This window comes from Streptomyces sp. PL-25, from assembly GCF_058344915.1.
The window spans coordinates 1,175,250-1,198,318 of sequence record NZ_CP136997.1; the positions used below are offsets into that span (position 1 = coordinate 1,175,250).

The 23,069-nt window shown below is 72.2% G+C and carries 18 protein-coding genes and 1 pseudogene; 1 reads left to right on the forward strand and 18 read right to left on the reverse strand.

Annotation, left to right across the window (positions count from 1 at the left end):
* Positions 1-2 precede the first annotated feature (2 nt).
* From carB to pyrR, 6 genes are all read right to left on the reverse strand, one after another.
* Entirely contained in the window at positions 3-3,311 is a 3,309-nt protein-coding gene (gene carB, locus R4Z62_RS05150) for a carbamoyl-phosphate synthase large subunit (protein ID WP_491519232.1), read from the reverse strand.
* Positions 3,304-4,446, reverse strand: a complete 1,143-nt coding sequence (carA, locus tag R4Z62_RS05155) for a glutamine-hydrolyzing carbamoyl-phosphate synthase small subunit (protein WP_381737089.1) — start codon at positions 4,444-4,446, stop codon at positions 3,304-3,306. Before carA ends, carB begins: the two co-directional genes overlap by 8 nt.
* Entirely contained in the window at positions 4,443-5,036 is a 594-nt protein-coding gene (locus R4Z62_RS05160) for a PH-like domain-containing protein (RefSeq protein ID WP_037896515.1), read from the reverse strand. The genes carA and R4Z62_RS05160 overlap by 4 nt, the downstream gene beginning before the upstream one ends.
* Complete coding sequence (locus R4Z62_RS05165) at positions 5,033-6,319, reverse strand: dihydroorotase (protein ID WP_491519233.1); 1,287 nt, start codon at positions 6,317-6,319, stop codon at positions 5,033-5,035. The genes R4Z62_RS05160 and R4Z62_RS05165 overlap by 4 nt, the downstream gene beginning before the upstream one ends.
* 5 nt (positions 6,320-6,324) lie before the next feature.
* A complete protein-coding gene (locus R4Z62_RS05170; RefSeq protein ID WP_491519234.1) occupies positions 6,325-7,305 on the reverse strand; it encodes an aspartate carbamoyltransferase catalytic subunit in 981 nt (326 codons plus the stop codon).
* Between the two features lie 110 nt (positions 7,306-7,415).
* Positions 7,416-8,012 carry a bifunctional pyr operon transcriptional regulator/uracil phosphoribosyltransferase PyrR gene (pyrR, locus tag R4Z62_RS05175; RefSeq protein WP_355482619.1) on the reverse strand — a complete coding sequence of 199 codons (597 nt, stop codon included), beginning with the start codon at positions 8,010-8,012 and terminating at the stop codon, positions 7,416-7,418.
* A gap of 276 nt (positions 8,013-8,288) precedes the next feature.
* On the opposite strand from pyrR, the gene bldD reads away from it, so the two are divergent.
* Positions 8,289-8,792: a transcriptional regulator BldD gene (gene bldD / locus R4Z62_RS05180; RefSeq protein ID WP_006131213.1), complete on the forward strand. Its 504-nt coding sequence runs from the start codon at positions 8,289-8,291 to the stop codon at positions 8,790-8,792.
* Positions 8,793-9,021: 229 nt separating this feature from the next.
* Here the strand turns inward: bldD and nusB are convergent, their stop codons facing one another.
* From nusB to R4Z62_RS05240, 12 genes and pseudogenes are all read right to left on the reverse strand, one after another.
* Positions 9,022-9,462 carry a transcription antitermination factor NusB gene (gene nusB / locus R4Z62_RS05185; RefSeq protein WP_018570202.1) on the reverse strand — a complete coding sequence of 147 codons (441 nt, stop codon included), beginning with the start codon at positions 9,460-9,462 and terminating at the stop codon, positions 9,022-9,024.
* A gap of 2 nt (positions 9,463-9,464) precedes the next feature.
* The gene (gene efp / locus R4Z62_RS05190) at positions 9,465-10,031 is read right to left on the reverse strand and encodes an elongation factor P (protein WP_018570203.1); all 567 of its coding nucleotides are present in this window, start codon (positions 10,029-10,031) and stop codon (positions 9,465-9,467) included.
* A gap of 47 nt (positions 10,032-10,078) precedes the next feature.
* The gene (locus R4Z62_RS05195) at positions 10,079-11,185 is read right to left on the reverse strand and encodes an aminopeptidase P family protein (protein WP_355478702.1); all 1,107 of its coding nucleotides are present in this window, start codon (positions 11,183-11,185) and stop codon (positions 10,079-10,081) included.
* A 625-nt stretch (positions 11,186-11,810) separates the two neighbouring features.
* On the reverse strand, positions 11,811-12,725 hold the full coding sequence (locus R4Z62_RS05200; RefSeq protein WP_491519235.1) for a Pro-rich N-terminal domain-containing protein: 915 nt from the start codon (positions 12,723-12,725) through the stop codon (positions 11,811-11,813).
* A gap of 164 nt (positions 12,726-12,889) precedes the next feature.
* Positions 12,890-14,557, reverse strand: coding sequence for a 3-dehydroquinate synthase (gene aroB / locus R4Z62_RS05205; protein ID WP_078531242.1), 1,668 nt, complete (start codon positions 14,555-14,557; stop codon positions 12,890-12,892).
* Positions 14,554-15,739 (reverse strand): annotated as a pseudogene (aroC, locus tag R4Z62_RS05210) (chorismate synthase). Before aroC ends, aroB begins: the two are co-directional and overlap by 4 nt.
* 523 nt (positions 15,740-16,262) lie before the next feature.
* Positions 16,263-17,090 (reverse strand): shikimate dehydrogenase, encoded by an 828-nt coding sequence (locus R4Z62_RS05215; RefSeq protein ID WP_491519236.1) that lies wholly within the window; start codon positions 17,088-17,090, stop codon positions 16,263-16,265.
* Positions 17,090-18,883, reverse strand: a complete 1,794-nt coding sequence (mltG, locus tag R4Z62_RS05220) for an endolytic transglycosylase MltG (protein ID WP_491519237.1) — start codon at positions 18,881-18,883, stop codon at positions 17,090-17,092. The genes R4Z62_RS05215 and mltG overlap by 1 nt, the downstream gene beginning before the upstream one ends.
* A gap of 120 nt (positions 18,884-19,003) precedes the next feature.
* Entirely contained in the window at positions 19,004-19,468 is a 465-nt protein-coding gene (ruvX, locus tag R4Z62_RS05225) for a Holliday junction resolvase RuvX (RefSeq protein ID WP_064531655.1), read from the reverse strand.
* An 8-nt stretch (positions 19,469-19,476) separates the two neighbouring features.
* On the reverse strand, positions 19,477-22,149 hold the full coding sequence (alaS, locus tag R4Z62_RS05230; RefSeq protein WP_491519238.1) for an alanine--tRNA ligase: 2,673 nt from the start codon (positions 22,147-22,149) through the stop codon (positions 19,477-19,479).
* A complete protein-coding gene (locus R4Z62_RS05235; RefSeq protein WP_064531658.1) occupies positions 22,149-22,508 on the reverse strand; it encodes a hypothetical protein in 360 nt (119 codons plus the stop codon). The genes alaS and R4Z62_RS05235 overlap by 1 nt, the downstream gene beginning before the upstream one ends.
* Positions 22,509-22,517: 9 nt before the next feature.
* Positions 22,518-22,967 (reverse strand): DUF948 domain-containing protein, encoded by a 450-nt coding sequence (locus R4Z62_RS05240; protein WP_173860802.1) that lies wholly within the window; start codon positions 22,965-22,967, stop codon positions 22,518-22,520.
* Between the last annotated feature and the right edge of the window lie 102 nt (positions 22,968-23,069).

Here is a 23,069-nt window from a genome sequence, read left to right on the forward strand (position 1 = left end):
TGCTAGTCGCGGGCCGCGATCAGGAACCCGGCGTGTTCCTGGAGCGAGCGGACGCCCACGTCGCCGTGGTTGAGCGCGTCGATGCCCTGGACGGCGGCGGCGAGCGCCTGGACCGTCGTCAGGCACGGCACGGACCGGGCCACGGCCGCCGTACGGATCTCGTAGCCGTCGAGGCGCCCGCCGGTGCCGTAGGGCGTGTTGACGATGAGGTCGACCTCGCCGTCGTGGATGAGCTGGACGATGGTCTTCTCGCCCTGGGGGCCGGTGCCCTCGGACTGCTTGCGCACGATCGTGGCGTTGATGCCGTTGCGCTTGAGGACCTCGGCGGTGCCGGAGGTGGCGAGCAGTTCGAAGCCGTGGGCGACCAGCTCACGGGCCGGGAAGATCATCGACCGCTTGTCGCGGTTGGCGACCGAGATGAAGGCGCGGCCCTTGGTGGGCAGCGGGCCGTAGGCGCCCGCCTGCGACTTGGCGTAGGCCGTGCCGAAGACGGAGTCGATGCCCATGACCTCGCCGGTGGAGCGCATCTCCGGGCCGAGGACGGTGTCGACGCCGCGGCCGTGGATGTCGCGGAAGCGCGACCACGGCATCACGGCCTCCTTGACGGAGATCGGCGCGTCCAGCGGCATGGTGCCGCCGTCGCCGTTCCTCGGCAGCAGACCCTCCTCGCGCAGCTCGGCGACGGTGGCGCCCAGCGAGATCCGGGCGGCGGCCTTCGCCAGCGGCACCGCGGTCGCCTTCGAGGTGAAGGGGACGGTGCGCGAGGCGCGCGGGTTGGCCTCCAGGACGTAGAGGATGTCACCGGCCAGCGCGAACTGGATGTTGATCAGGCCGCGGACGCCGACGCCCTCGGCGATCGCCTCGGTGGAGGCGCGCAGCCGCTTGATGTCGAAACCGCCCAGGGTGATCGGCGGCAGCGCGCACGCCGAGTCGCCGGAGTGGATGCCGGCCTCCTCGATGTGCTCCATGACGCCGCCGAGGTACAGCTCCTCGCCGTCGTAGAGGGCGTCGACGTCGATCTCTATGGCGTCGTCCAGGAAGCGGTCGACGAGCACCGGCCGGGAGGGGCTGATCTCGGTCGACTCGGCGATGTACGCCTCCAGGCGGGCCTCGTCGTAGACGATCTCCATGCCGCGTCCGCCCAGGACGTAGGACGGGCGCACCAGGACCGGGTAGCCGATCTCGTCGGCGATGGCCTTGGCCTGGGCGAAGGTGGTGGCGGTGCCGTGCTTGGGCGCGGGCAGGCCGGCCTCGGCGAGGACCCGGCCGAAGGCGCCCCGGTCCTCGGCGGCGTGGATGGCCTCGGGCGGGGTGCCGACGATCGGCACGCCGTTGTCCTTGAGCGCCTGGGCCAGGCCCAGCGGTGTCTGGCCGCCGAGCTGGACGACGACACCGGCGACCGGTCCCGCCTGGCGCTCGGCGTGCACGATCTCCAGGACGTCCTCCAGGGTGAGCGGCTCGAAGTAGAGCCGGTCGGAGGTGTCGTAGTCGGTGGAGACGGTCTCCGGGTTGCAGTTGACCATCACGGTCTCGTACCCGGCGTCGGAGAGCGCGAAGGACGCGTGGACGCAGGAGTAGTCGAACTCGATGCCCTGGCCGATGCGGTTGGGGCCGGAGCCCAGGATGATCACCGCGGGCTTCTCGCGCGGGGCGACCTCGCTCTCCTCGTCGTAGGAGGAGTAGAAGTACGGCGTGCGCGCGGCGAACTCGGCGGCGCAGGTGTCGACCGTCTTGTAGACCGGGCGGATGCCGAGGGTGTGCCGGACCTCGCGGACGACGTCCTCGCGCAGGCCGCGGATGCCGGCGATCTGCTGGTCGGAGAAGCCGTGCCGCTTGGCCTCGGCGAGCAGGTCGGCGGTCAGCTCGGGGGCCGCCGCCAGTTCGTCGGCGGTCTCCTTGATCAGGAAGAGCTGGTCGACGAACCACGGGTCGATCTTCGTGTAGTCGAAGATCTCCTCGGGGGTGGCGCCCGCGCGGATGGCCTCCATGACCGTGTTGATCCGGCCGTCGGTGGGGCGTACGGCCGCTTCGAGCAGGGCCCTCTTGTCGCCGGGCTCGCCGGTGAAGGCGAACTGGCTGCCCTTCTTCTCCAGGGAGCGCAGCGCCTTCTGGAAGGCCTCGGTGAAGTTGCGGCCGATGGCCATGGCCTCGCCGACCGACTTCATGGTGGTGGTGAGGGTGGAGTCCGCGCTCGGGAACTTCTCGAAGGCGAACCGCGGGGCCTTGACGACCACGTAGTCGAGGGTCGGCTCGAAGGAGGCCGGGGTCTCCCGCGTGATGTCGTTGGGGATCTCGTCGAGGGTGTAGCCCACGGCGAGCTTGGCGGCGATCTTGGCGATCGGGAAGCCGGTCGCCTTGGAGGCGAGGGCCGAGGAGCGGGAGACGCGCGGGTTCATCTCGATGACGATGACCCGGCCGTCCTCGGGGTTGACCGCGAACTGGATGTTGCAGCCGCCGGTGTCGACGCCGACCTCGCGGATGATGGCGATGCCCATGTCGCGCAGCACCTGGTACTCGCGGTCGGTGAGGGTCATCGCCGGGGCGACGGTGATCGAGTCACCGGTGTGCACGCCCATCGGGTCGAAGTTCTCGATGGAGCAGACGACCACGACGTTGTCGTTCTTGTCGCGCATCAGCTCCAGCTCGTACTCCTTCCAGCCGAGGATGGACTCCTCCAGGAGGACCTCGGTGGTCGGCGAGAGGGTGAGGCCGGTGCCCGCGATGCGGCGCAGCTCCTCCTCGTCGTGCGCGAAGCCGGAGCCGGCGCCGCCCATGGTGAAGGAGGGGCGGACGACGACCGGGTAGCCGCCCAGCTCGTCCACGCCCGCCAGGACGTCGTCCATGGTGTGGCAGATGACCGAGCGGGCGGACTCGCCGTGGCCGATCTTCTTGCGGACCTCTTCGACGACCAGCTTGAACTGGTCGCGGTCCTCGCCCTTGTGGATGGCCTCGACATTGGCGCCGATCAGCTCGACGCCGTACTTCTCCAGGACACCGTTCTCGTGCAGCGAGATGGCGGTGTTCAGGGCCGTCTGGCCGCCCAGGGTGGGCAGCAGGGCGTCGGGGCGCTCCTTGGCGATGATCTTCTCGACGAACTCCGGGGTGATCGGCTCGACGTAGGTGGCGTCGGCGATCTCCGGGTCGGTCATGATCGTCGCCGGGTTGGAGTTGACGAGGATCACCCGCAGGCCCTCGGACCTGAGGACGCGGCACGCCTGGGTGCCGGAGTAGTCGAACTCGGCGGCCTGCCCGATGACGATCGGGCCGGAGCCGATGACCAGGACGGACTGGATATCGGTGCGCTTAGGCACGCTGGCCCTCCATCAGGGAAACGAAGCGGTCGAACAGGTAGGCGGCGTCGTGCGGTCCTGCCGCCGCTTCGGGGTGGTACTGGACGCTGAAGGCCGGCTTGTCGAGCAGGTGGAGGCCCTCCACCACGTTGTCGTTGAGGCAGACGTGGGAGACCTCGGCGCGGCCGAAGGGGGTGTCGGAGACCCGGTCGGCGGGGGCGTCGACGGCGAATCCGTGGTTGTGCGCGGTGACCTCGACCTTGCCGGTCGTACGGTCCTGCACGGGCTGGTTGATCCCGCGGTGGCCGTACTTCAGCTTGTAGGTGCCGAAGCCGAGGGCGCGGCCGAGGATCTGGTTGCCGAAGCAGATGCCGAACAGCGGCGTGCCGCGCTCCAGGACGCCCCGCATGACGGAGACCGGGTGGTCGGCGGTGGCCGGGTCGCCGGGGCCGTTGGAGAAGAACACGCCGTCGGGCGCGACCGCGTACACGTCCTCCACGGTGGCGGTGGCGGGCAGCACGTGCACCTCGATGCCGCGCTCGGCCATGCGGTGCGGGGTCATGCCCTTGATGCCGAGGTCGACGGCGGCGACGGTGAACCGCTTCTCGCCGATCGCCGGGACGACGTACGCCTCCTTGGTGGCGACCTCGGCGGAGAGGTCGGCGCCGACCATCTCGGGGGCCTGCTGGACGCGGGCCAGCAGCGCGGCGTCGTCGCGGACGGCGTCGCCGCTGAAGATGCCGACGCGCATGGCGCCGCGCTCGCGCAGATGGCGGGTGAGGGCGCGGGTGTCGACGCCGCTGATGCCGACGACGCCCTGGGCGGCCAGTTCCTCGTCCAGGGAGCGGCGGGAGCGCCAGTTGGACGGCACGCGCGCGGGGTCGCGCACGACGTAGCCGGCCACCCAGATGCGGCTGGACTCGGCGTCCTCGTCGTTGACGCCGGTGTTGCCGACGTGCGGGGCGGTCATGACGACGACCTGGCGGTGGTACGACGGGTCGGTCAGGGTCTCCTGGTAGCCGGTCATGCCGGTGGAGAACACGGCCTCGCCGAACGTCTCCCCCACGGCCCCGTAGGCGCGGCCCCGGAAGACCCGGCCGTCCTCCAGGACGAGTACGGCGGGAACCCTCTCGGTTCCCCTTGTGGAGGTGGTCATCGTTCGGCGCCTTCCGTGGTGCTTGCTTCGGTCATGGAGTTGATGGCTTCGACCCACTCGGTGTGCTCGGCCGCCCGGTCGGAGCGGAAGCCGGAGTCGAGCAGCTTGCCGCCGTGTTCCCAGGTCACCACCAGCAGGCCGCCCTCGGAGAGGACCTTGCCGGCGATGCCCTTGTCGAGCCGGGCCCCGCGCAGCTGCGCGGCCGGGACGAAGAAGTCGTGCGCGCCGGGGCGTACGACGTCGAGGCCCGCGTCCGTGAGGGTCAGCTCGGCCCGGCTGCGGGTGCCCAGGCCGTGCGCCACGATGCGGTCCAGCCACTGGCCGGCCGTGGTGGAGCCGTGGTAGCGGCCGGTCATCGTCAGTCTCGCCTCGCCGGGGTGTTCCGGCGCGTCGGGCAGGGCGGGCAGGTCGCTCTGGAGGGTGCCGCGCCACTTCCAGCCCTCGCGCATCAGCCAGTAGACGAGCGCGACGAACAGGGCGAGGCCGACCAGCCAGCCGATGCGTCCGCCCCAGTTGGTGACCGAGGCCGACTTCTCCTCATCGGCGAGTGAGGTGGTGAGCTGGGCTGCGAGCAGTGTTGCAGGTGTCACGTGAGCTTCCCGTCGACGAGCGTGGCCTTGCCCCGGAGCCACGTGTGGGTGACACGGCCCGGCAGCTCGCGTCCCTCGTACGGAGTGTTGCGGCTGCGGGAGGCGAAGCCCGCGGGGTCGACCTGCCCACGGTATTCCGTGTCGACGAGGGTGAGGTTGGCGGGCTCGCCTGCCGAGACGGGCCGTCCGTGGCCGGTGGCCCGGCCGATCCGGGCCGGGGCGGCGGACATGCGGTCGGCGACGCCCGCCCAGTCCAGCAGTCCGGTGGCGACCATGGTCTCCTGGACCACCGAAAGGGCCGTCTCCAGGCCGACCATGCCCATGGCGGCGGCGGCCCACTCGCAGTCCTTGTCCTCGTGCGGGTGCGGCGCGTGGTCGGTGGCGACGATGTCGATGGTGCCGTCGGCCAGCGCCTCGCGCAGCGCGTGCACGTCGCGCTCGGTGCGCAGCGGCGGGTTGACCTTGTAGACCGGGTTGTACGTCCGCACCAGCTCGTCGGTGAGCAGCAGGTGGTGCGGGGTGACCTCGGCGGTGACGTCGATGCCGCGGGACTTGGCCCAGCGGACGATCTCGACGCTGCCGGCGGTCGAGAGGTGGCAGATGTGGACGCGGGAGCCGACGTGCTCGGCGAGCAGCACGTCCCGGGCGATGACCGACTCCTCGGCGACGGCGGGCCAGCCGCCCAGGCCCAGCTCGGCGGAGACGACGCCCTCGTTCATCTGGGCGCCCTCGGTGAGGCGGGGCTCCTGGGCGTGCTGGGCGACGACGCCGCCGAACGCCTTCACGTACTCCAGGGCGCGGCGCATGATCACCGCGTCGTCCACGCACTTGCCGTCGTCGGAGAAGACGGTGACCCCGGCGGCCGACTCGTGCATGGCGCCCAGCTCGGCGAGCTTCCTGCCCTCCAGGCCGACGGTGACGGCGCCGATGGGCTGCACGTCGCAGTAGCCGTGCTCGCGGCCGAGGCGCCAGACCTGCTCGACCACGCCGGCGGTGTCGGCGACGGGGAAGGTGTTGGCCATGGCGAACACGGCGGTGTAGCCGCCACCGGCGGCGGCGCGGGTGCCGGTGAGCACGGTCTCGGAGTCCTCGCGGCCCGGCTCGCGCAGATGGGTGTGCAGGTCGACCAGGCCCGGCAGGAGGACCTTGCCGCCGGCCTCGACGACCTCGGCGCCCTCCGCGGGCAGTCCGGTCCCCACCTCGGCGATGGTCTCGCCGTCGACCAGCACGTCCTGCGGCTCGCCGCCGAGCACCTTCGCACCACGGATAAGGATCTTGCTCATGGGTCTTACTTCTCCTCGTTGGTGCGGGTGTGGGTGACGGCGGGCTCGTTGCCTCCGAGCAGCAGGTACAGCACGGCCATCCGGATGGAGACGCCGTTGGCGACCTGCTCGACGACCGTGCAGCGCGGGGAGTCGGCGACCTCGGCGGTGATCTCCATGCCGCGGACCATCGGACCGGGGTGCATCACGATCGCGTGCTCGGGCATCTTCGCCATCCGGTCGCCGTCCAGGCCGTAGCGCCGGGAGTACTCGCGCTCGGTCGGGAAGAAGGCGGCGTTCATGCGCTCGCGCTGGACGCGCAGCATCATCACGGCGTCCGACTTCGGGAGGGCGGCGTCGAGGTCGTAGGAGACCTCGCAGGGCCAGGAGGTGACGCCGACCGGCAGCAGGGTGGGCGGGGCGACGAGGGTGACCTCGGCGCCGAGGGTGTGCAGCAGGTCGACGTTGGAGCGGGCGACCCGGCTGTGCAGGACGTCGCCGACCAGGGTGATGCGCTTGCCGGACAGGTCCTGGCCGAGTCCCGTGTCCCGGCCGGTCAGGCGGCGGCGCATGGTGAAGGCGTCCAGCAGGGCCTGGGTGGGGTGCTGGTGGGTGCCGTCGCCCGCGTTGATCACGGCGGCGTCGATCCAGCCGGAGGTGGCCAGGCGGTAGGGGGCGCCGGAGGCGCTGTGCCGGATGACCACGGCGTCCACGCCCATGGCCTCCAGCGTCTGGGCGGTGTCCTTCAGGGACTCGCCCTTGGAGACGCTGGAGCCCTTGGCGGTGAAGTTGATGACGTCCGCGGAGAGCCGCTTCTCGGCGGCCTCGAAGGAGATCCGGGTGCGGGTGGAGTCCTCGAAGAAGAGGTTGACGACGGTGCGGCCGCGCAGGGTCGGCAGCTTCTTGATCGGCCGGTCGGCGACCCGGGCCATCTCCTCGGCGGTGTCGAGGATCAGGACGGCGTCGTCGCGGGTGAGGTCGGCGGCCGAGATGAGATGACGCTGCATCTGTCAGGCTCCGTAAGGCAGTTCATTCGGGAGAACGGGAGAATTCGGGCACAGAGGCGCGCGTGGGCACACGCGCGGGGCGTACGGCGGTGTGCGTACGCGCGCGTGGGCTACGGCTGCCGCTCGCCCGGGGCGTCCGGCCTGGCACCGAGCAGCACGGTGTCGCGGCCGTCCTCCTCGGCGAGCTGGACCTTGACCGTCTCCCGCAGCGACGTGGGGAGGTTCTTGCCGACGTAGTCGGCGCGGATGGGCAGTTCGCGGTGGCCGCGGTCGACGAGGACGGCGAGCTGCACCGCGCGCGGGCGCCCGATGTCGTTGAGCGCGTCGAGGGCGGCGCGGATGGTGCGGCCGGAGAAGAGCACGTCGTCGACGAGGACGACCAGGCGGCCGTCGATGCCGTCACCGGGGATCTCGGTGCGGGCCAGCGCGCGCGGCGGGTGCATGCGCAGGTCGTCGCGGTACATGGTGATGTCGAGGGAGCCGACCGGGACGGTGCGCTCGGTGATCTCGGCGAGCTTGGCCGCGAGCCGCTGGGCGAGGAAGACGCCGCGGGTCGGGATGCCGAGCAGCACCACGTCGTCGGCGCCCTTGGCGCGTTCGACGATCTCGTGGGCGATACGGGTCAGTACACGCGCGATGTCGGGGCCCTCGAGCACGGGGCGGGCATCGGTCGCCTGCGGACCTGCGTGGGTGTCCTGCTTGTCCATACGAAACGGACCTCCTTCTCCGCCTCACGGGACGGACCTTAAAGGACGTCGGAATTGCGCCATCCACGGTAGCAGGTGCCGCGCGCCGCCCCGGCCGCCCCCTCCCGCTCCCGATTCACCCGGTCGGCTCAATGCGCCACCGATAGCACGGAAGAGGCGGTGTGGACCATTCGGCTTGACGCGGCAGAGTAACGCTGCGTAACCTCACAGTGAGTTACCAGCCGCCCGGCGTGGCAGTCCAGCCAGGCCGCGTCGACACAGTGTCCGGGGAGCCATATGTCCAGCGAATACGCCAAACAGCTCGGGGCCAAGCTCCGGGCCATCCGCACCCAGCAGGGCCTTTCCCTCCACGGTGTCGAGGAGAAGAGCCAGGGCCGATGGAAAGCGGTCGTGGTCGGTTCGTACGAGCGCGGCGACCGTGCCGTGACCGTGCAGCGCCTCGCCGAGCTGGCGGACTTCTACGGGGTGCCGGTGCAGGAGCTGCTGCCGGGCACCACCCCCGGCGGCGCCGCCGAGCCGCCGCCGAAGCTGGTCCTCGACCTGGAGCGTCTTGCCACGGTCCCGGCCGAGAAGGCGGGCCCCCTCCAGCGCTACGCGGCGACGATCCAGTCGCAGCGCGGCGACTACAACGGCAAGGTGCTCTCGATCCGCCAGGACGACCTGCGCACCCTCGCCGTGATCTACGACCAGTCGCCCTCGGTCCTCACCGAGCAGCTGATCAGCTGGGGCGTGCTGGACGCGGACGCGCGCCGCGCGGTGGCGTCCCACGAGGATGCCTGAGCGGCACCAGGCGCCACAGCGGCCCCGGTAGCGACGCCAGGCCCCCACAGACCCAGCAGTCTCAGCAGAAACGTGCCGCCGGGGTGGCCGGAACTTGACGGTTCCGGCCACCCCGGCGGCTTTCTGCGGGCCCGGAGGTGCCCATGGCGCCCAGGGACCCCCGGACACGTCCGAGGGCCCGCAGCGGTCGCGCTGCGGGCCCTCGGACGTGTGTGTGCTCTGCTCGCGCCTACGCCTCGTCGCTCGCGCGGCGCAGCGAGGGCTTGAGGTCCTTCAGCCGGCCGAGCAGCCCGTTGACGAACGACGGCGAGTCGTCCGTGGAGAACTCCTTGGCCAGCTGCACCATCTCGTCCAGCACGACGGCGTCCGGCGTCTCGTCGGCCCAGATCAGCTCGTACGCGCCGAGCCGCAGGATGTTGCGGTCGACGACCGGCATGCGGTCCAGCGTCCAGCCGACCGCGTACTGCGCGATCAGCTCGTCGATCCGCCGCGCGTGCCCGGCGTACCCCTCGACCAGCTGCATCGTGTACTCGCTGACCGGCGGCTGCCGGGTGTCGGACCGGGAGAGCCGGATCCAGTCCGCGAGGACGGTGAGGACGTCGACATCTCGCTGGTCGCCCTCGAAGAGGATCTGGAAGGCGCGCTTGCGGGCCGTGTTGCGGGCAGCCACGGTTAGCTGTTCACCCGGCCGAGGTAGTCGCTCGTACGGGTGTCGACCTTGATCTTCTCACCGGTGGTGATGAAGAGCGGGACCTGGATCTGGTGGCCGGTCTCCAGCGTGGCGGGCTTGGTGCCGCCGGTGGAGCGGTCGCCCTGGACACCCGGCTCGGTCTCCTGCACGACCAGCTCGACGGCGGCCGGCAGCTCGACGAAGAGCACCTCGCCCTCGTGCTGGGCGACGGTGGCGCTGAAGCCCTCGATCAGGAAGTTGGCGGCGTCGCCGACGGCCTTGCGGTCGACCATCAGCTGGTCGTAGGTCTCCATGTCCATGAAGACGAAGTACTCGCCGTCCATGTACGAGAACTGCATGTCGCGCTTGTCGACGGTGGCCGTCTCGACCTTGACGCCGGCGTTGAAGGTCTTGTCGACGACCTTGCCGGAGAGCACGTTCTTGAGCTTGGTGCGCACGAAGGCCGGGCCCTTACCGGGCTTGACGTGCTGGAACTCGACGACGGACCAGAGCTGGCCGCCTTCGAGCTTGAGCACCAGGCCGTTCTTGAGGTCGTTCGTGGAAGCCACGGTTGCGGAATCTCCTGGACTGACGTACGACCCCGGCGCGCGCACTCCTACAGCGCGAGCAGCTCCTTGGTCGTGATGGTGAGTAGCTCGGGTCCGCCGTCCGCCTCGGGGCGCACGACGAGCGTGTCATCGATCCGGACACCGCCCCGGCCCGGGAGGTGGACCCCCGGTTCGACGGTGACCGGCACGCAAGCGTCCAGTTTACCCATGGCCGCGGGCGCCAACTGAGGGTCCTCGTCGATTTCGAGTCCGACACCGTGTCCGGTGAGGGACTGCAGCCCCTCGGCGTACCCGGCCGAGTCCAGCACCTGCCGGGCCGCGCGGTCCACGTCGCGGCAGGCGGCCCCGGGGGTCAGCGCCTCCCGCCCGGCCCGCTGGGCTGCGAAGACGAGGTCGTAGAGCTGGATCTGCCAGTCCGCCGGCGAGGTGCCGATCACGAAGGTGCGGCCGATCTCGCAGCGGTAGCCGCGGTAGGCCGCGCCCAGGCACACCGAGAGGAAGTCGCCCTCCTCCACCCTGCGGTCGGTGGGCCGGTGGCCACGGCGGCCCGAGTGGGGGCCGGTGGCGACCGAGGTGGGGAAGGCGGGGCCGTCGGCGCCGTGGTCGACGAGCCGGCGCTCCAGCTCCAGCGCCAGATGGCGTTCGGTGCGGCCGACGAGGATCGACTCCAGCAGCTCGCCCAGGGCCTGGTCGGCGATCTCGGCGCCGATCCGCAGACAGGAGATCTCCTCCTCGTCCTTGACGACCCTGAGCTGTTCCACCGCGCTGCCCAGGTCGGTGATGCGCAGTCCCGGCGCGACGGAGGCCAGCGCCCGGTGCCGGGCGACGGTGACGTGGTGCTCCTCGATCGCGAGGGAGTCGGCGCCCTGGGAGCCCGCGAGGTCGGCGGCGGCGACGGCCGGGTCGCCGCCGGGCTGCGGCAGCACCTGCGTGCGCAGCGCCTCGTCGGGGCGCCCCTCGCCGGGCCGGTCCTCCGGCGGGCTCTGGCTCACCAGCAGGTCCTCGCGCTTTCCGAGGAGCAGGACGGCGCCGTGCGGGGCCGCGCCCGCGAGGTACCGCACATTGGCGGGACGAGTCACCAGCGCCGCCGCGCTGCCGCCCGCGTTGCAGCGCTCCCGTAGCCGGGTCCGGCGGGCCGCGTACACCTCTGACATGAACCGAGCGTAAGAGTTCCGCCCGCACCGTGCCGCTCGGGAGAGGCCGAGTGGGCGGTGAGCGGGCCCGCGTGCGCGGTGGGGGCGGGTGGTGGTGCGGGTGACGGTGCGGGTGGTGGTGCGGTGGACGCACACCGGCCGGCCCGGCAGGGGCCCGGCGGGGTGGGGGGTACGGCCGTAGTGCGCTGCCCGCCGGAGGCCGCCGGACAGGCGGATCCGCGTGTCTCCCCCGCAGGCGCTCGCCCGTCCCGGTGGAACGGCGCTGTCGGTACGCGGCGGTGACGGGGACGACAGCCGCGGGGCGCGCGGCGTGGCGGGTGCCGCCGGTGGAGTGCCGGGGCGGAGCCCTCGGGGGCACGACTGGGGGCACGACATACTCCGGACACTCCGGTTGCCGCTGGGACGGCCTGCGGCTCGCCCCGCCAGGAGCCGCGGCGACGTGGCCGGGCCGCCCGGCGCACCGGCAGGACGAACCGCGCGACGGCACGACGCATGCCGGTCAGCCTCCGGGAGCCGGACGCGGGGTGGTGCGTCGGGCGCCGGTGGGCCCGACGGTTGACGGGGACCCGGGTCCCCGCCCCCGTCTCCCCGGCGGTCCGCCCCGCGCGCTGCCCCGCCCGCTGGGCTACCAGTTCGGCGGGCTCGCGATGGCTCGGGCGAGGACCTCGTCCAGGACGTGGGCCGTGGTCGGTATGTCGAGCTGGGAGTTGTCGATGATGGGCAGCCCGGAGCCGTACCAGCCGGCCATGCGGCCGTGGATACGGGCCACCTCCTCGTCGGTGAGGCGGCGGTTGCCGCTGCGCTCGGCGTTGCGCTCCAGGACGATGTCGAGTCCGGGCAGGAGCACCACGGGGAGCAGTCCAGGTCCCACGTGCCGCTTCCAGCCGCCGAGTCCGACGACCGGGCGGTCGGGGAAGACGGCGTCGTCGAGGATGCAGGAGATGCCGTTGGCGAGGAAGTTGCGCGCGGCGAAGCCGCAGGTGCGGCGGGCCAGGCGGTACTGCGCCTCGGAGTTGTCGTTCCACCCGGACTGCGGGTTGGCGAAGCCGGAGCGGACCCACTCGCGGACGTCGTCGAGGCTGATGTGCGCGGTGGGCACCCGGCGGTGCTCGGCCCAGTGGCGCGCGACGCTCGTCTTGCCGGCGCCCGCGGGGCCGATGAGGAGCACCGCGAGCGTGGTGACGGTCGGGTCGGGCACGGCCTGGGCGGGCGGCGGCGCGGGCATCGCGACCGGAGCGCCGGGCGGCAGCCGGACATGGCCGGTGGCGTCCGGCGCGGAGGGCGGCACGGGGGCCGCGGAGACCTGCGGCGGCGGCACCGGTGCGTGGCCCGCCGCGGGTCCGGCCGGGTGGCCGACCGCGGGTCCGGCCGGAGGTCCGGCGTGGTGGCCCGGGGCCGGGGGCGGCGGAGGCACCGGGCCCGGGGCCGGATGGGCGCCCGGGTGCGGCCCGGGGTGATGTGCGGCCGGCGGCCAGCCTGCGGCCGGTCCGTGCCCCGGCTGGTGGGGCGGCGGCAGCGGAGAACCCACTGCGTGCTGCATCCGGTGCCACTCCGTCTCGTACAAGGCCATGGGCGCTGGCAGCGGGCCCGTGCCCGCTCCTTACCGAACGGTACCGTCCCCGGCCGCCCTGTGGTGAACGGCCGGGGACGGTCCGAAGTGCCCGCCGCCGCACGGCGGATCGGACGGATCGCCCTTCGGGGGAGCTACTCCCCCACCTCGCCGTACGCGGCGAGCAGCACGGCCGGGTCGGGGCCCTCCAGCACCGTGGGCCTGGCCAGGCCGTCGAGCACGATGAACCGCAGCAGGTTGCCCCGGGACTTCTTGTCGACCTTCATGGTCTCCAGCAGCTTGGGCCACTGGTCGTGGCGGTAGTGCAGGGGGAGCCCGACCGACTCCAGGACGGTGCGGTGCCGGTCGGCGGTCGCGTCGTCCAACCGGCCCGCCAGACGGCCCAGTTCGGCGGCGAAGTGCATGCCGACGGCGACGGCCGCGCCGTGCCGCCACTTGTAGCGCTCGTTCTTCTCGATGGCGTGGCCGAGCGTGTGGCCGTAGTTGAGGATCTCCCGCAGACCGGACTCCTTGAGGTCAGCGGAGACCACCTCGGCCTTGACCCGGATGGAGCGCTCGATCAGCTCGGCGGTGTGCGGACCCGCCGGGGTGCGCGCGGCCTGCGGGTCGGACTCGATCAGGTCGAGGATGACCGGGTCGGCGATGAAGCCCGCCTTGATGACCTCCGCGAGCCCGGAGACGTAGTCGTTGACCGGGAGGGAGTCCAGCGCGGCCAGGTCGCACAGCACGCCCGCGGGCGGGTGGAAGGCGCCGACGAGGTTCTTGCCCTCGGCGGTGTTGATGCCGGTCTTGCCGCCGACGGCCGCGTCCACCATGGCGAGCACGGTGGTCGGGACGGCGACCCAGCGCACCCCGCGCAGCCAGGTCGCGGCGACGAACCCGGCCAGGTCGGTGGTGGCGCCGCCGCCCACGCCGACGATCACGTCGGAGCGGGTGAACCCGGACTGGCCGAGCGCCTTCCAGCAGTAGGCGGCGACCTCGGCGGTCTTGGCCTCCTCCGCGTTCGGCACCTGGATGGCGACGGCCTCGTAGCCCTGCCCGGCCAGGTCGGCGCGGAGCGCGTCGCCGGTCTCGGCGAGCGCCTCGGGGTGGATGACGGCGACCCGCTGCGCCTGCTCGCCGATCAGCCCGGCCAGCTCGCCCAGGAGCTGACGGCCCACCAGCACGTCGTAGGGATCGGTGCCGTCGGTGCCGCCGATCCGGATCCTGGTCACCTGCTGCGTCATCGCGTTCTCCTGCCCGGGGTCCGGGGCGCCCGCCCCGGGGGATACGGTCTTCGGCGCCGCCGCGTCCTTCAGCCCCACCGCGTCCAGGACGGCTCCGGTGACCTCCTCGGGGGTGCGGCCGTCGGTGGCGACCACCGCCGTGGCGACCTCCTCGTACAGATGGCGGCGGGCCTCCATCAGCTCGCGCCACTGCTTGCGCGGGTTGACGGCGAGCAGCGGGCGGGCCACGTTCAGGCCGGTGCGGCGCACCGCCTCCTCGACGTCCATCGACAGACAGACGACGGGCAGCGGCGCCAGCAGCGCGCGGGTGTCCGCGTCCAGGACGGCGCCGCCGCCCAGCGCGAGGACGCCCCCGTGTTCGGCGACCGCCCGGCGCACCGCCTCCTTCTCCAGCGCGCGGAAGGCGTCCTCGCCCTCGTCGACGAAGATCTCGGAGATGGCGCGGCCCTGCTCGGCCACGATGTCGTCGTCGGTGTCCCGGTAGGCGAGGCCGAGGCGGTCGGCCAGCAGCCGGCCGACGGTGGACTTGCCCACGCCCATCGGCCCGACCAGGACCACGGCCGGGGCCCCGCTCATCGGATCGCCAGGTTGTCGAGGTAGGAGCGGACGTTGCGGCGGGTCTCGGGCACGCTGTCGCCGCCGAACTTCTCGGCGACCGCGTCGGCGAGCACCAGGGCCACCATGGACTCGGCCACGATCCCGGCCGCCGGGACCGCGCACACGTCGGAGCGCTGGTGGTGGGCCTGCGCCGGTTCGCCGGTGGCCACGTCGACGGTCTGCAGGGCGCGCGGCACGGTCGCGATCGGCTTCATCGCGGCGCGCACCCGCAGCAGTTCACCGGTGGTGAGGCCGCCCTCGGTGCCGCCGGAGCGGCCGGTGGCCCGCCGGATGCCCTCGTCGGTGGTCAGGATCTCGTCGTGCGCCTTCGAGCCGGGCACCCGCGCCAGGTCGAAGCCGTCGCCCAGCTCCACGCCCTTGATCGCCTGGATGCCCATGAGGGCGGCGGCGAGCCGGGCGTCGAGGCGGCGGTCCCAGTGCACGTGCGAGCCGAGGCCCACGGGGACGCCGTGGGCGAGGACCTCGACCACACCGCCGAGGGTGTCGCCGTCCTTGTGGGCCTGGTCGATCTCGGCGACCATCGCCTCGGAGGCGTCCGGGTCCAGGCAGCGCACCGGGTCGGCGTCCAGCCGCTCCACGTCCGCCGGGGTCGGGTACACCCCGTACGGCGCCTTGGCGGCGGCCAGCTCCACGACGTGCGAGACGATCTCGATGCCGGCCGTCTCCTTCAGGTACGACCGCGCGACCGCGCCCAGCGCCACGCGCGCGGCGGTCTCCCGGGCGGAGGCCCGCTCCAGGATCGGCCGGGCCTCGTCGAAGCCGTACTTCTGCATGCCGGCCAGGTCGGCGTGGCCGGGGCGGGGCCGGGTCAGCGGCGCGTTGCGCGCCAGCTCGGCCAGCTCGTCCCGGGTCCACCGGGTCGGCCGCCATGACCTTGTCCCACTTGGGCCACTCGGTGTTGCCGACCATGACGGCCACCGGGGAGCCGAGGGTGAGTCCGTGCCGGACCCCGCCGAGGAAGGTGACCTCGTCCCGCTCGAACTTCATCCGTGCGCCGCGCCCGTAGCCCAGGCGGCGCCGCGCGAGGTGGTCCGCCACCATGTCCGTGGTGATGGGCACGCCGGCGGGAAGGCCCTCCAGCGTCGCGACAAGTGCGGGTCCGTGGGACTCCCCCGCGGTCAGCCAACGCAACCTGCTCAACGATGCTCCTCATGCTCGCGCCTCGAACTGCGACGGCGCGACCGGGTGCGCGGCCCTGGCCCGCCGTCCCCGATCCTCCCACGTCCGGGAGCCGAAGCCCGCCGCCGGTCCACCAGCCGGACGGCCGGCGGACACCGCGCGGGGTGCGCGCCGGGCCCGTACCGGAGCGCGGGGCGTCCGGCCGCGGTACGCCGCGGCCGGGCCTCCCACCCGCCGCGACCGCCCCGGAGCACACCTGGGGTGCCCCCGAGCCGGGACGCGCCAGCCGGCCCGAGAGCCCCGCCCCGCCCGGCGGACGGGCTGGGGCGATCCGGCTGTCAGCGCTCGCGTCAGCGGTCGTGTCAGCGCCCTCGGACGCGCCACCGGGAGCCGCTCCGGCGGGGCGGCCGGGGTGCGTTCGGCAGGGGCGTTCGGGGGACAGGGGCCAGCACGGGCGGTCTGTCACCCGCCCCACGGCCGGGCCGGGCACACCGCCCGGCACGGGCGGACAGGTGGGCGAGCGAGCGGGCGGGTGATCCGGGGGTCAGCGGTCCGCCAGGGCCTTCTCGCCGGCCCGGCGCATGGCCTCCAGCGGGGCCGGGGCCCGGCCGGTCATCTGCTCGACCTGGAGGACCGCCTGGTGGACGAGGAGGTCGAGGCCGCTGACGACGGCGCCGCCTGCCATGGACCAGCGGGCGGCCAGCGGGGTGGGCCAGGGGTCGTAGAGCACGTCGAAGAGGGCGGCGGGCCGTTCGGGTACGGCGGTCGCGAGGGCGTCGGTCGTGCCGGCCGGGGTGGTGGCGATCACGAGCGGGGCGGTCAGCGCCCGTCCGGCCCGCGACCAGTCCTCGGTGCGGACCTCCACGCCCAGCCGCTCGCCCCAGCCGCGCATCTCGGCGGCGCGGGCGTCGCTGCGGACGTAGGCGACGACCTCGCCGGTGCAGACGCGTGCCAGGGCGGCCAGTGCGGAGGAGGCGGTGGCGCCCGCGCCGAGCACCGCCGCCGAGTCGACCTGTTCGATGCCGTGCTCGCGCAGCGCGGCGACCATGCCCGGGATGTCGGTGTTGTCGCCGGTGCGGCGGCCGTCCTCGGTCAGGACGACGGTGTTGACCGCCTCGACGGAGGCCGCCGTATCGCTGATCTCGTCGAGCAGCGGGATGACGGCCCGTTTCAGCGGCATGGTGAGCGACAGCCCCGCCCACTCGGGCCCGAGTCCTTCGAGGAAGCCCGGCAGGGCCGCCTCGTCGATCTCGAACCGGTCGTAGGACCAGCCGGTGAGCCCCAGCTCGGCGTAGGCCGCGCGGTGCAGCACCGGGGAGAGGGAGTGGGCGATGGGCGAACCGAGTACGGCGGCCCGGCGGGATGACGTCATCACTGGCTCTTCTTGGAGAGGTTCCACTCGTCGACCAGCTTCTCGTGCTCGGCGAGTGTCTTGGTGAACTTGCTGGTCCTGCCGTCCATCGAGATGAAGTAGTACCAGCCGTCGTCCGTCGGGTCGAGGGCGCCCCTGAGCGCTTCCTCGCCGGGGTTGTCGATGGGCCCGGGGGGCAGGCCCGTGACGTAGTACGTGTTGTACGGGTTGTTGTACCTGCGCAGTTCGGCGATGGACAGGTCGAGCTTGCTCTGGTTCTTCACGTAGTTGTACGTGGAGTCGAACTCCAGCTTGCCGTTGGTCTGCGTGTTGCCGGCCTTGAGGCGGTTGTAGACGACCTCGGCCATCTTGCGGAAGTCGTCGTGGCTGGTGCCCTCGGCCTGCACGAGGCTCGCCACGGTGAGCAGCTGCCAGGGGCCGTCGAGCCCGAGGCCCTGCGCCTTCTTGGCCAGGCCCAGCGCGGTGTAGCGCTCGTTGGCCCGCGCCACCATGTCCTTCAGCACGTCCTCGGGCTGCTGGCCCTTGGCGACGGCGTAGCTGGAGGGGAAGAGGAACCCTTCGAGCGGGTCCTTGAGGTCGGCGTGGTTCAGTGCCCATTCGGGCAGCCCGAGCTTCTTGTAGTCCTTCTTCGCCGCGCTCGCGGTGGTGCCGTCGGGCACCCCCAGGCGTTTGTCGATCAGCGCGTAGACCGCGGTGTTGCGCGAGCCCTCGGCGATGATCAGGTTGCTGCGGCTCTTGGGGCTGAGCATCAGCTGCACGGCGCTCGCGGCGGACATGTGCTTCTGGAGGGTGTAGACACCGTCCTGGATCTGCTTGCCGTCGGGGTTGGCGGCCTGGGCGGAGACGAACGCGTCGACGCTCTGGACGACACCCGCCTTCTTCAGCTCCTGGCCGATCACATAACCGCCGGCGCCCTTGGGGATGACGACCGTGACCTGCTCGCCGTTGCCGCTGCCCGCGAAGTCGGGCGCCGCGCCGAAACGATTTTGGTAGAACTGGTAGCCGTAGTAGCCGACGCCGGCGATGCCGCCGCCGAACACCGCGACGACGACCAGGCAGGCACAGCCGTTGCGTCTCTTCCGGCCGGCCTTGCCCGCCCGGCCCTTGCCGCCGCGTCCGGCGCGCTCACCGCGTCCCCGGCCGCGCCCGGGTGCGTCGGCGTCCGGATCGTCGTCGGTGTCCGCGTCGTCCCCGTCACCGTCCGCGAAGAAGGCGTGGTCCTCGTCCTGGGCCGGCTCGGGCTCGGGGTCCCAGTCGGTCCGCGGCTCCGGTTCGGGACTTCTGCGGTTCGGCGGCTCCGGGGGCGGGTAGGCCTCGGGAGTGCCGTAGAGATCATGCTGTTCCTGGCCGTAGGCCAGGGACTGCCCGCCGTACGGGTCGACGGGGTCGGTGCCGTACGGCTGCTGGGCGTGCGCCCCGGTGCCGTCCCAGCCGCCCTGCTGGTACTGGCCCGGGGACTGGCCGGCCTGCGGGGCGTGCGGGTCGTAGTGCGGCCGGCCGCCCTGCGGATCGTGGTGCGGGTCGTAGTGCGGGGACTGTCCGGTGGGCTGGTGCCCGTACTGTGGGTACTGCCCGTCGTAGCCGGGCTGCGGCGTCTGGGCCCAGCCGCCGTGGTGCTGCTGCGCCTGCGGGTCGTGGTGCTGCTGCGGCGCCTGGGGATGGTGCTGGGGCAGGCCGCCGTAGGGGGACTGCGGGTCCGCGGGGACCTGCTGACCTCCCCATCCGCCGTCCCCGTACAACGGGTCCTCCGGATGCCACGGTTCGGGGTGCGGGCCCCGGCCATACTCAGTCATCGATCCCCTAGCGCCGCGAGGCGGTGGTCACGATGCGTGACGCCCGCTTCTGTTCCGCCTCTTGCCGTGCGGCGGTCGTTCGAGGACCGCCGCATCGCGCGGAACGTTACCGTACCGCGATCAGATGACCACTTCGACGCCCTCGCCGGGTGCTCTGCCTGACACCCGTTCGGATTCCAGGGCCTGCTGGAGAATGACGACCGCGGCGGCCTGGTCGATCACGGAGCGTCCCTTCTTGGACTTCACCCCGGACGCCCGCAGTCCCTGGCTCGCCGTCACCGTGGTCATCCGCTCGTCCACCAGGCGGACCGGCACCGGGGCGATGCCCTTGGCCAACTCCCCCGCGAAGGCGCGGACCTTGGCGGCCGCCGGGCCCTCGCCCCCCTTGAGGGAGCGGGGCAGACCGACGACGACCTCGATGGGTTCGTACTCCTCGACGAGCGAGCGCAGCCGGCGGTGGGCCGCCGGGACGTCCCGGCCGGGGACCGTCTCCACCGGTGTGGCGAGGATCCCGTCGGGGTCGCAGGACGCGACCCCGATCCGGGCGTCCCCGACGTCGACGGCGAGCCGGCGGCCTCTCCTCATCGCTCCGCTCACTTGGCCGTTTCCGCCACGAGCCGCTCCACCGCGTCCACGGCGTCGCCGACCGCGGCCGGGTTCTGGCCGCCGCCCTGGGCGACGTCCGGCTTGCCGCCACCGCCGCCGCCGAGCGTCTTGGCGGCCGTGCGCACCAGGTCACCGGCCTTCAGACCGCGCTCGCGCGCGGCCTCGTTGGTGGCGATGACCGTGAGCGGCTTGCCGTTGTTCACCGTGAACAGGGCGACCACGGCGGCCCGGCCGCCCTGGATGCGCCCGCGCACGTCGAGGACCAGCTTGCGCAGGTCGTCCGGGGTCGTGCCGTCCGGCACCCGACCGGTGACCACGGCCACCCCGCGCACGTCCTTGGCGGACTCGGCCAGACCGGCGGCGGCCTGGAGGACCTTCTCCGCGCGGAACCTCTCGATCTCCTTCTCGGCGTCCTTCAGCTTGCCGAGCATGGCGGAGACCTTCTCCGGAAGCTCCTCGGGACGGCCCTTGACCAGCTCCTGGAGCTGGGCGACGACCGTGTGCTCACGGGCCAGGAAGTTGTAGGCGTCCACGCCGACCAGGGCCTCGATCCGGCGTACGCCCGAGCCGATGGAGGACTCGCCGAGCAGCTTCACCAGGCCGAGCTGGGCGGTGTTGTGCACATGCGTGCCGCCGCACAGCTCCTTGGAGAAGTCGCCGATGGTGACGACCCGGACCCGCTCGCCGTACTTCTCGCCGAACTCGGCGATGGCGCCCTGCTTCTTGGCGTCGTCGATGCCCATGACCTCGGCGTGCACGTCCAGGTCGCGGGCGAGCACCTCGTTGATCTTCTGCTCGACGTCGGTCATCACGGCCGTCGGCACGGCGGCGGGGGAACCGAAGTCGAAGCGGAAGCGGCCGGGCTGGTTCTCCGAACCGGCCTGGGCGGCGGTCGGGCCGAGCGCGTCGCGCAACGCCTGGTGGGTCAGGTGGGTGGCCGAGTGGGCGCGGGCGATGGCCTTGCGGCGGCGCACGTCGATGCTGGCCTGGGCCTTGGCGCCGAGCGTGACCTCGCCGACCTGGACGACACCCTTGTGGACGTAGACGCCCGGCACCGGCTTCTGGCAGTCGCGGACCTCGATGACGGCACCGGTGTCCACCTTGATGCGGCCGGTGTCGCCGATCTGGCCGCCGCCCTCGGCGTAGAACGGGGTGCGGTCCAGGACGACCTCGACCTCGTCGCCCTCGGTGGCGGCCGGGGAGGAGACGCCGTCGACGAGGATGCCGACGACCGTGGACTCGCTCTGGGTGTCGCTGTAGCCGATGAAGTCGGTCTCGCCGGCGCTGTCCGCGATCTCGCGGTAGGCGCCCATGTCGGCGTGACCGGTCTTCTTCGCCTGGGCGTCGGCCTTGGCCCGCTCCCGCTGCTCCTTCATCAGGCGCCGGAAGCCGTCCTCGTCCACCGAGAGGCCCTGCTCGGCGGCCATCTCCAAGGTGAGGTCGATCGGGAAGCCCCAGGTGTCGTGGAGCAGGAACGCCTTGTCGCCGGAGAGGACCGCGCCGCCGGACCGCTTGGTCTCGGTGACGGCGGTGTCCAGGATGTTGGTGCCGGCCTTGAGCGTCTTGAGGAAGGCGTTCTCCTCGGCGAGGGCGACCTTCTCGATGCGCTCGCGGTCGGTCACCAGCTCCGGGTACTGCTGGCCCATCATGCCGATGACGACGTCGACGAGGTCCTTGACGACCGGCCCGGTGGCGCCGAGCAGGCGCATGTTGCGGATGGCGCGGCGCATGATGCGGCGCAGCACGTAGCCGCGGCCCTCGTTGCCCGGGGTGACGCCGTCGCCGATGAGCATCACGGAGGTGCGCATGTGGTCGGTGACCACACGCAGCGAGACGTCCGAGGCGTGGGTGTCGCCGTAGGCCACACCGGTCAGCTCGGTGGCCTTCTTGATGACGGCCATGGAGGTGTCGATCTCGTACATGTTCTGCACGCCCTGCAGAATCATGGCGAGCCGCTCAAGGCCGAGGCCCGTGTCGATGTTCTGGCTCGGCAGGTCCCCGAGGATCTCGAAGTTGTCCTTGCCGATGCCCTCGCCCCGCTCGTACTGCATGAAGACGAGGTTCCAGATCTCCACGTACCGCTCGTCGTTGACGGCGGGGCCGCCCTCGGCGCCGAACTCGGGGCCGCGGTCGTAGTTGATCTCGGAACAGGGGCCGCAGGGGCCGGGGACGCCCATGGACCAGTAGTTGTCCTTCATGCCCAGGCGCTGGATGCGCTCGCGGGGCACGCCGACGACCTCGTGCCAGATGCGCTCGGCCTCGTCGTCGTCCTTGTAGACGGTGATCCACAGGCGCTCGGGGTCGAGGCCGTAACCGCCCTTGTCCTGGGGGCTGGTGAGCAGCTCCCAGGCGTACTTGATGGCGCCTTCCTTGAAGTAGTCGCCGAAGGAGAAGTTGCCGCACATCTGGAAGAACGTGCCGTGCCGGGTGGTCTTGCCGACCTCTTCGATGTCCGGCGTGCGCACGCACTTCTGCACGCTGGTGGCGCGCTGGAACGGCGGCTTGACCTCGCCCAGGAAGTAGGGCTTGAAGGGCACCATGCCGGCCGGGACGAGGAGCAGAGTCGGGTCGTCCGCGATGAGCGACGCCGAAGGGACGACGGTGTGCCCGCGCTCCTCGAAGAAGCTCAGCCAGCGGCGGCGGATCTCAGCCGACTCCATCAGTGGTCCTCATTCCGGTTGTACGAGTACGTCGGGTACGTCGATCCCTCGACGTACTTCGGGCTGTGGTGGTTCTCGATGGCGGCGAGCCGCCGGGGCGGGGGCAGTTCGCGGTCGACGGGGGCGTCGATACCGAGCGCCTCGCCGAGTTCGGCCTCGCGCCGGGCCATGTTGTCGCGGACGTCGAGGGCGAAGCCCACCGCGCGGTCCTTGATCCGGTGGCCGGTCTCCAGAGCCTTGTTCGCCGCGGTGGCGGCGACGCTCTCGGGGGTCAGCTGCCGCAGCTTGCGGTTGACCTTGGCGGTGGCCCACACACCGGCGGCGACACCTGTGCTGAACCAGAACGTACGGCGGAACATCGCTAGTCCTTACTTCTCCCGGTTGTTCCGCTTCCCCCGCCGCGCGGCCGGGACGGTGCGGCCCACGATCACCGTACGCCTCGACGCCTTGGCGGGCACGTCCTCCTTGCGGCCGCCCAGGGCCCGGCGCACGCCGTAGCCGAAGGCGGCGACCTTGACCAGCGGACCGCCGAAGGTGGAGGCCACGGTGGTCGACAGCGCGGACGCGTTCGACGTGACCTCCTGGACGTCGGAGGCGATCGCGTCGACACGGTCGATCTGGGTCTGCGCCGAACGCACCGCCTGGGAGGCGTCGGACAGCAGCGGGACCGCCTGGTCGGTCACGTCCGCCACGAGCTTGGTGGTCGCCCTGAGCGTCTGGGCCAGCCTCGCCAGCGCGACGGCGAGGAAGGAGACCAGGATCGCCCAGAACACGGCCACCAGGATCCCGGCCACCTCACCACCGGACACTGTGCGCACCCGCTCCCTGAAACGTGCCTGAACTTCGAGAACATCAAGAAAGTCGTGCACCGAGCCTATCGCGACACGGGTGGGGCTCCGTACCCGATTACCCCCGGCGCG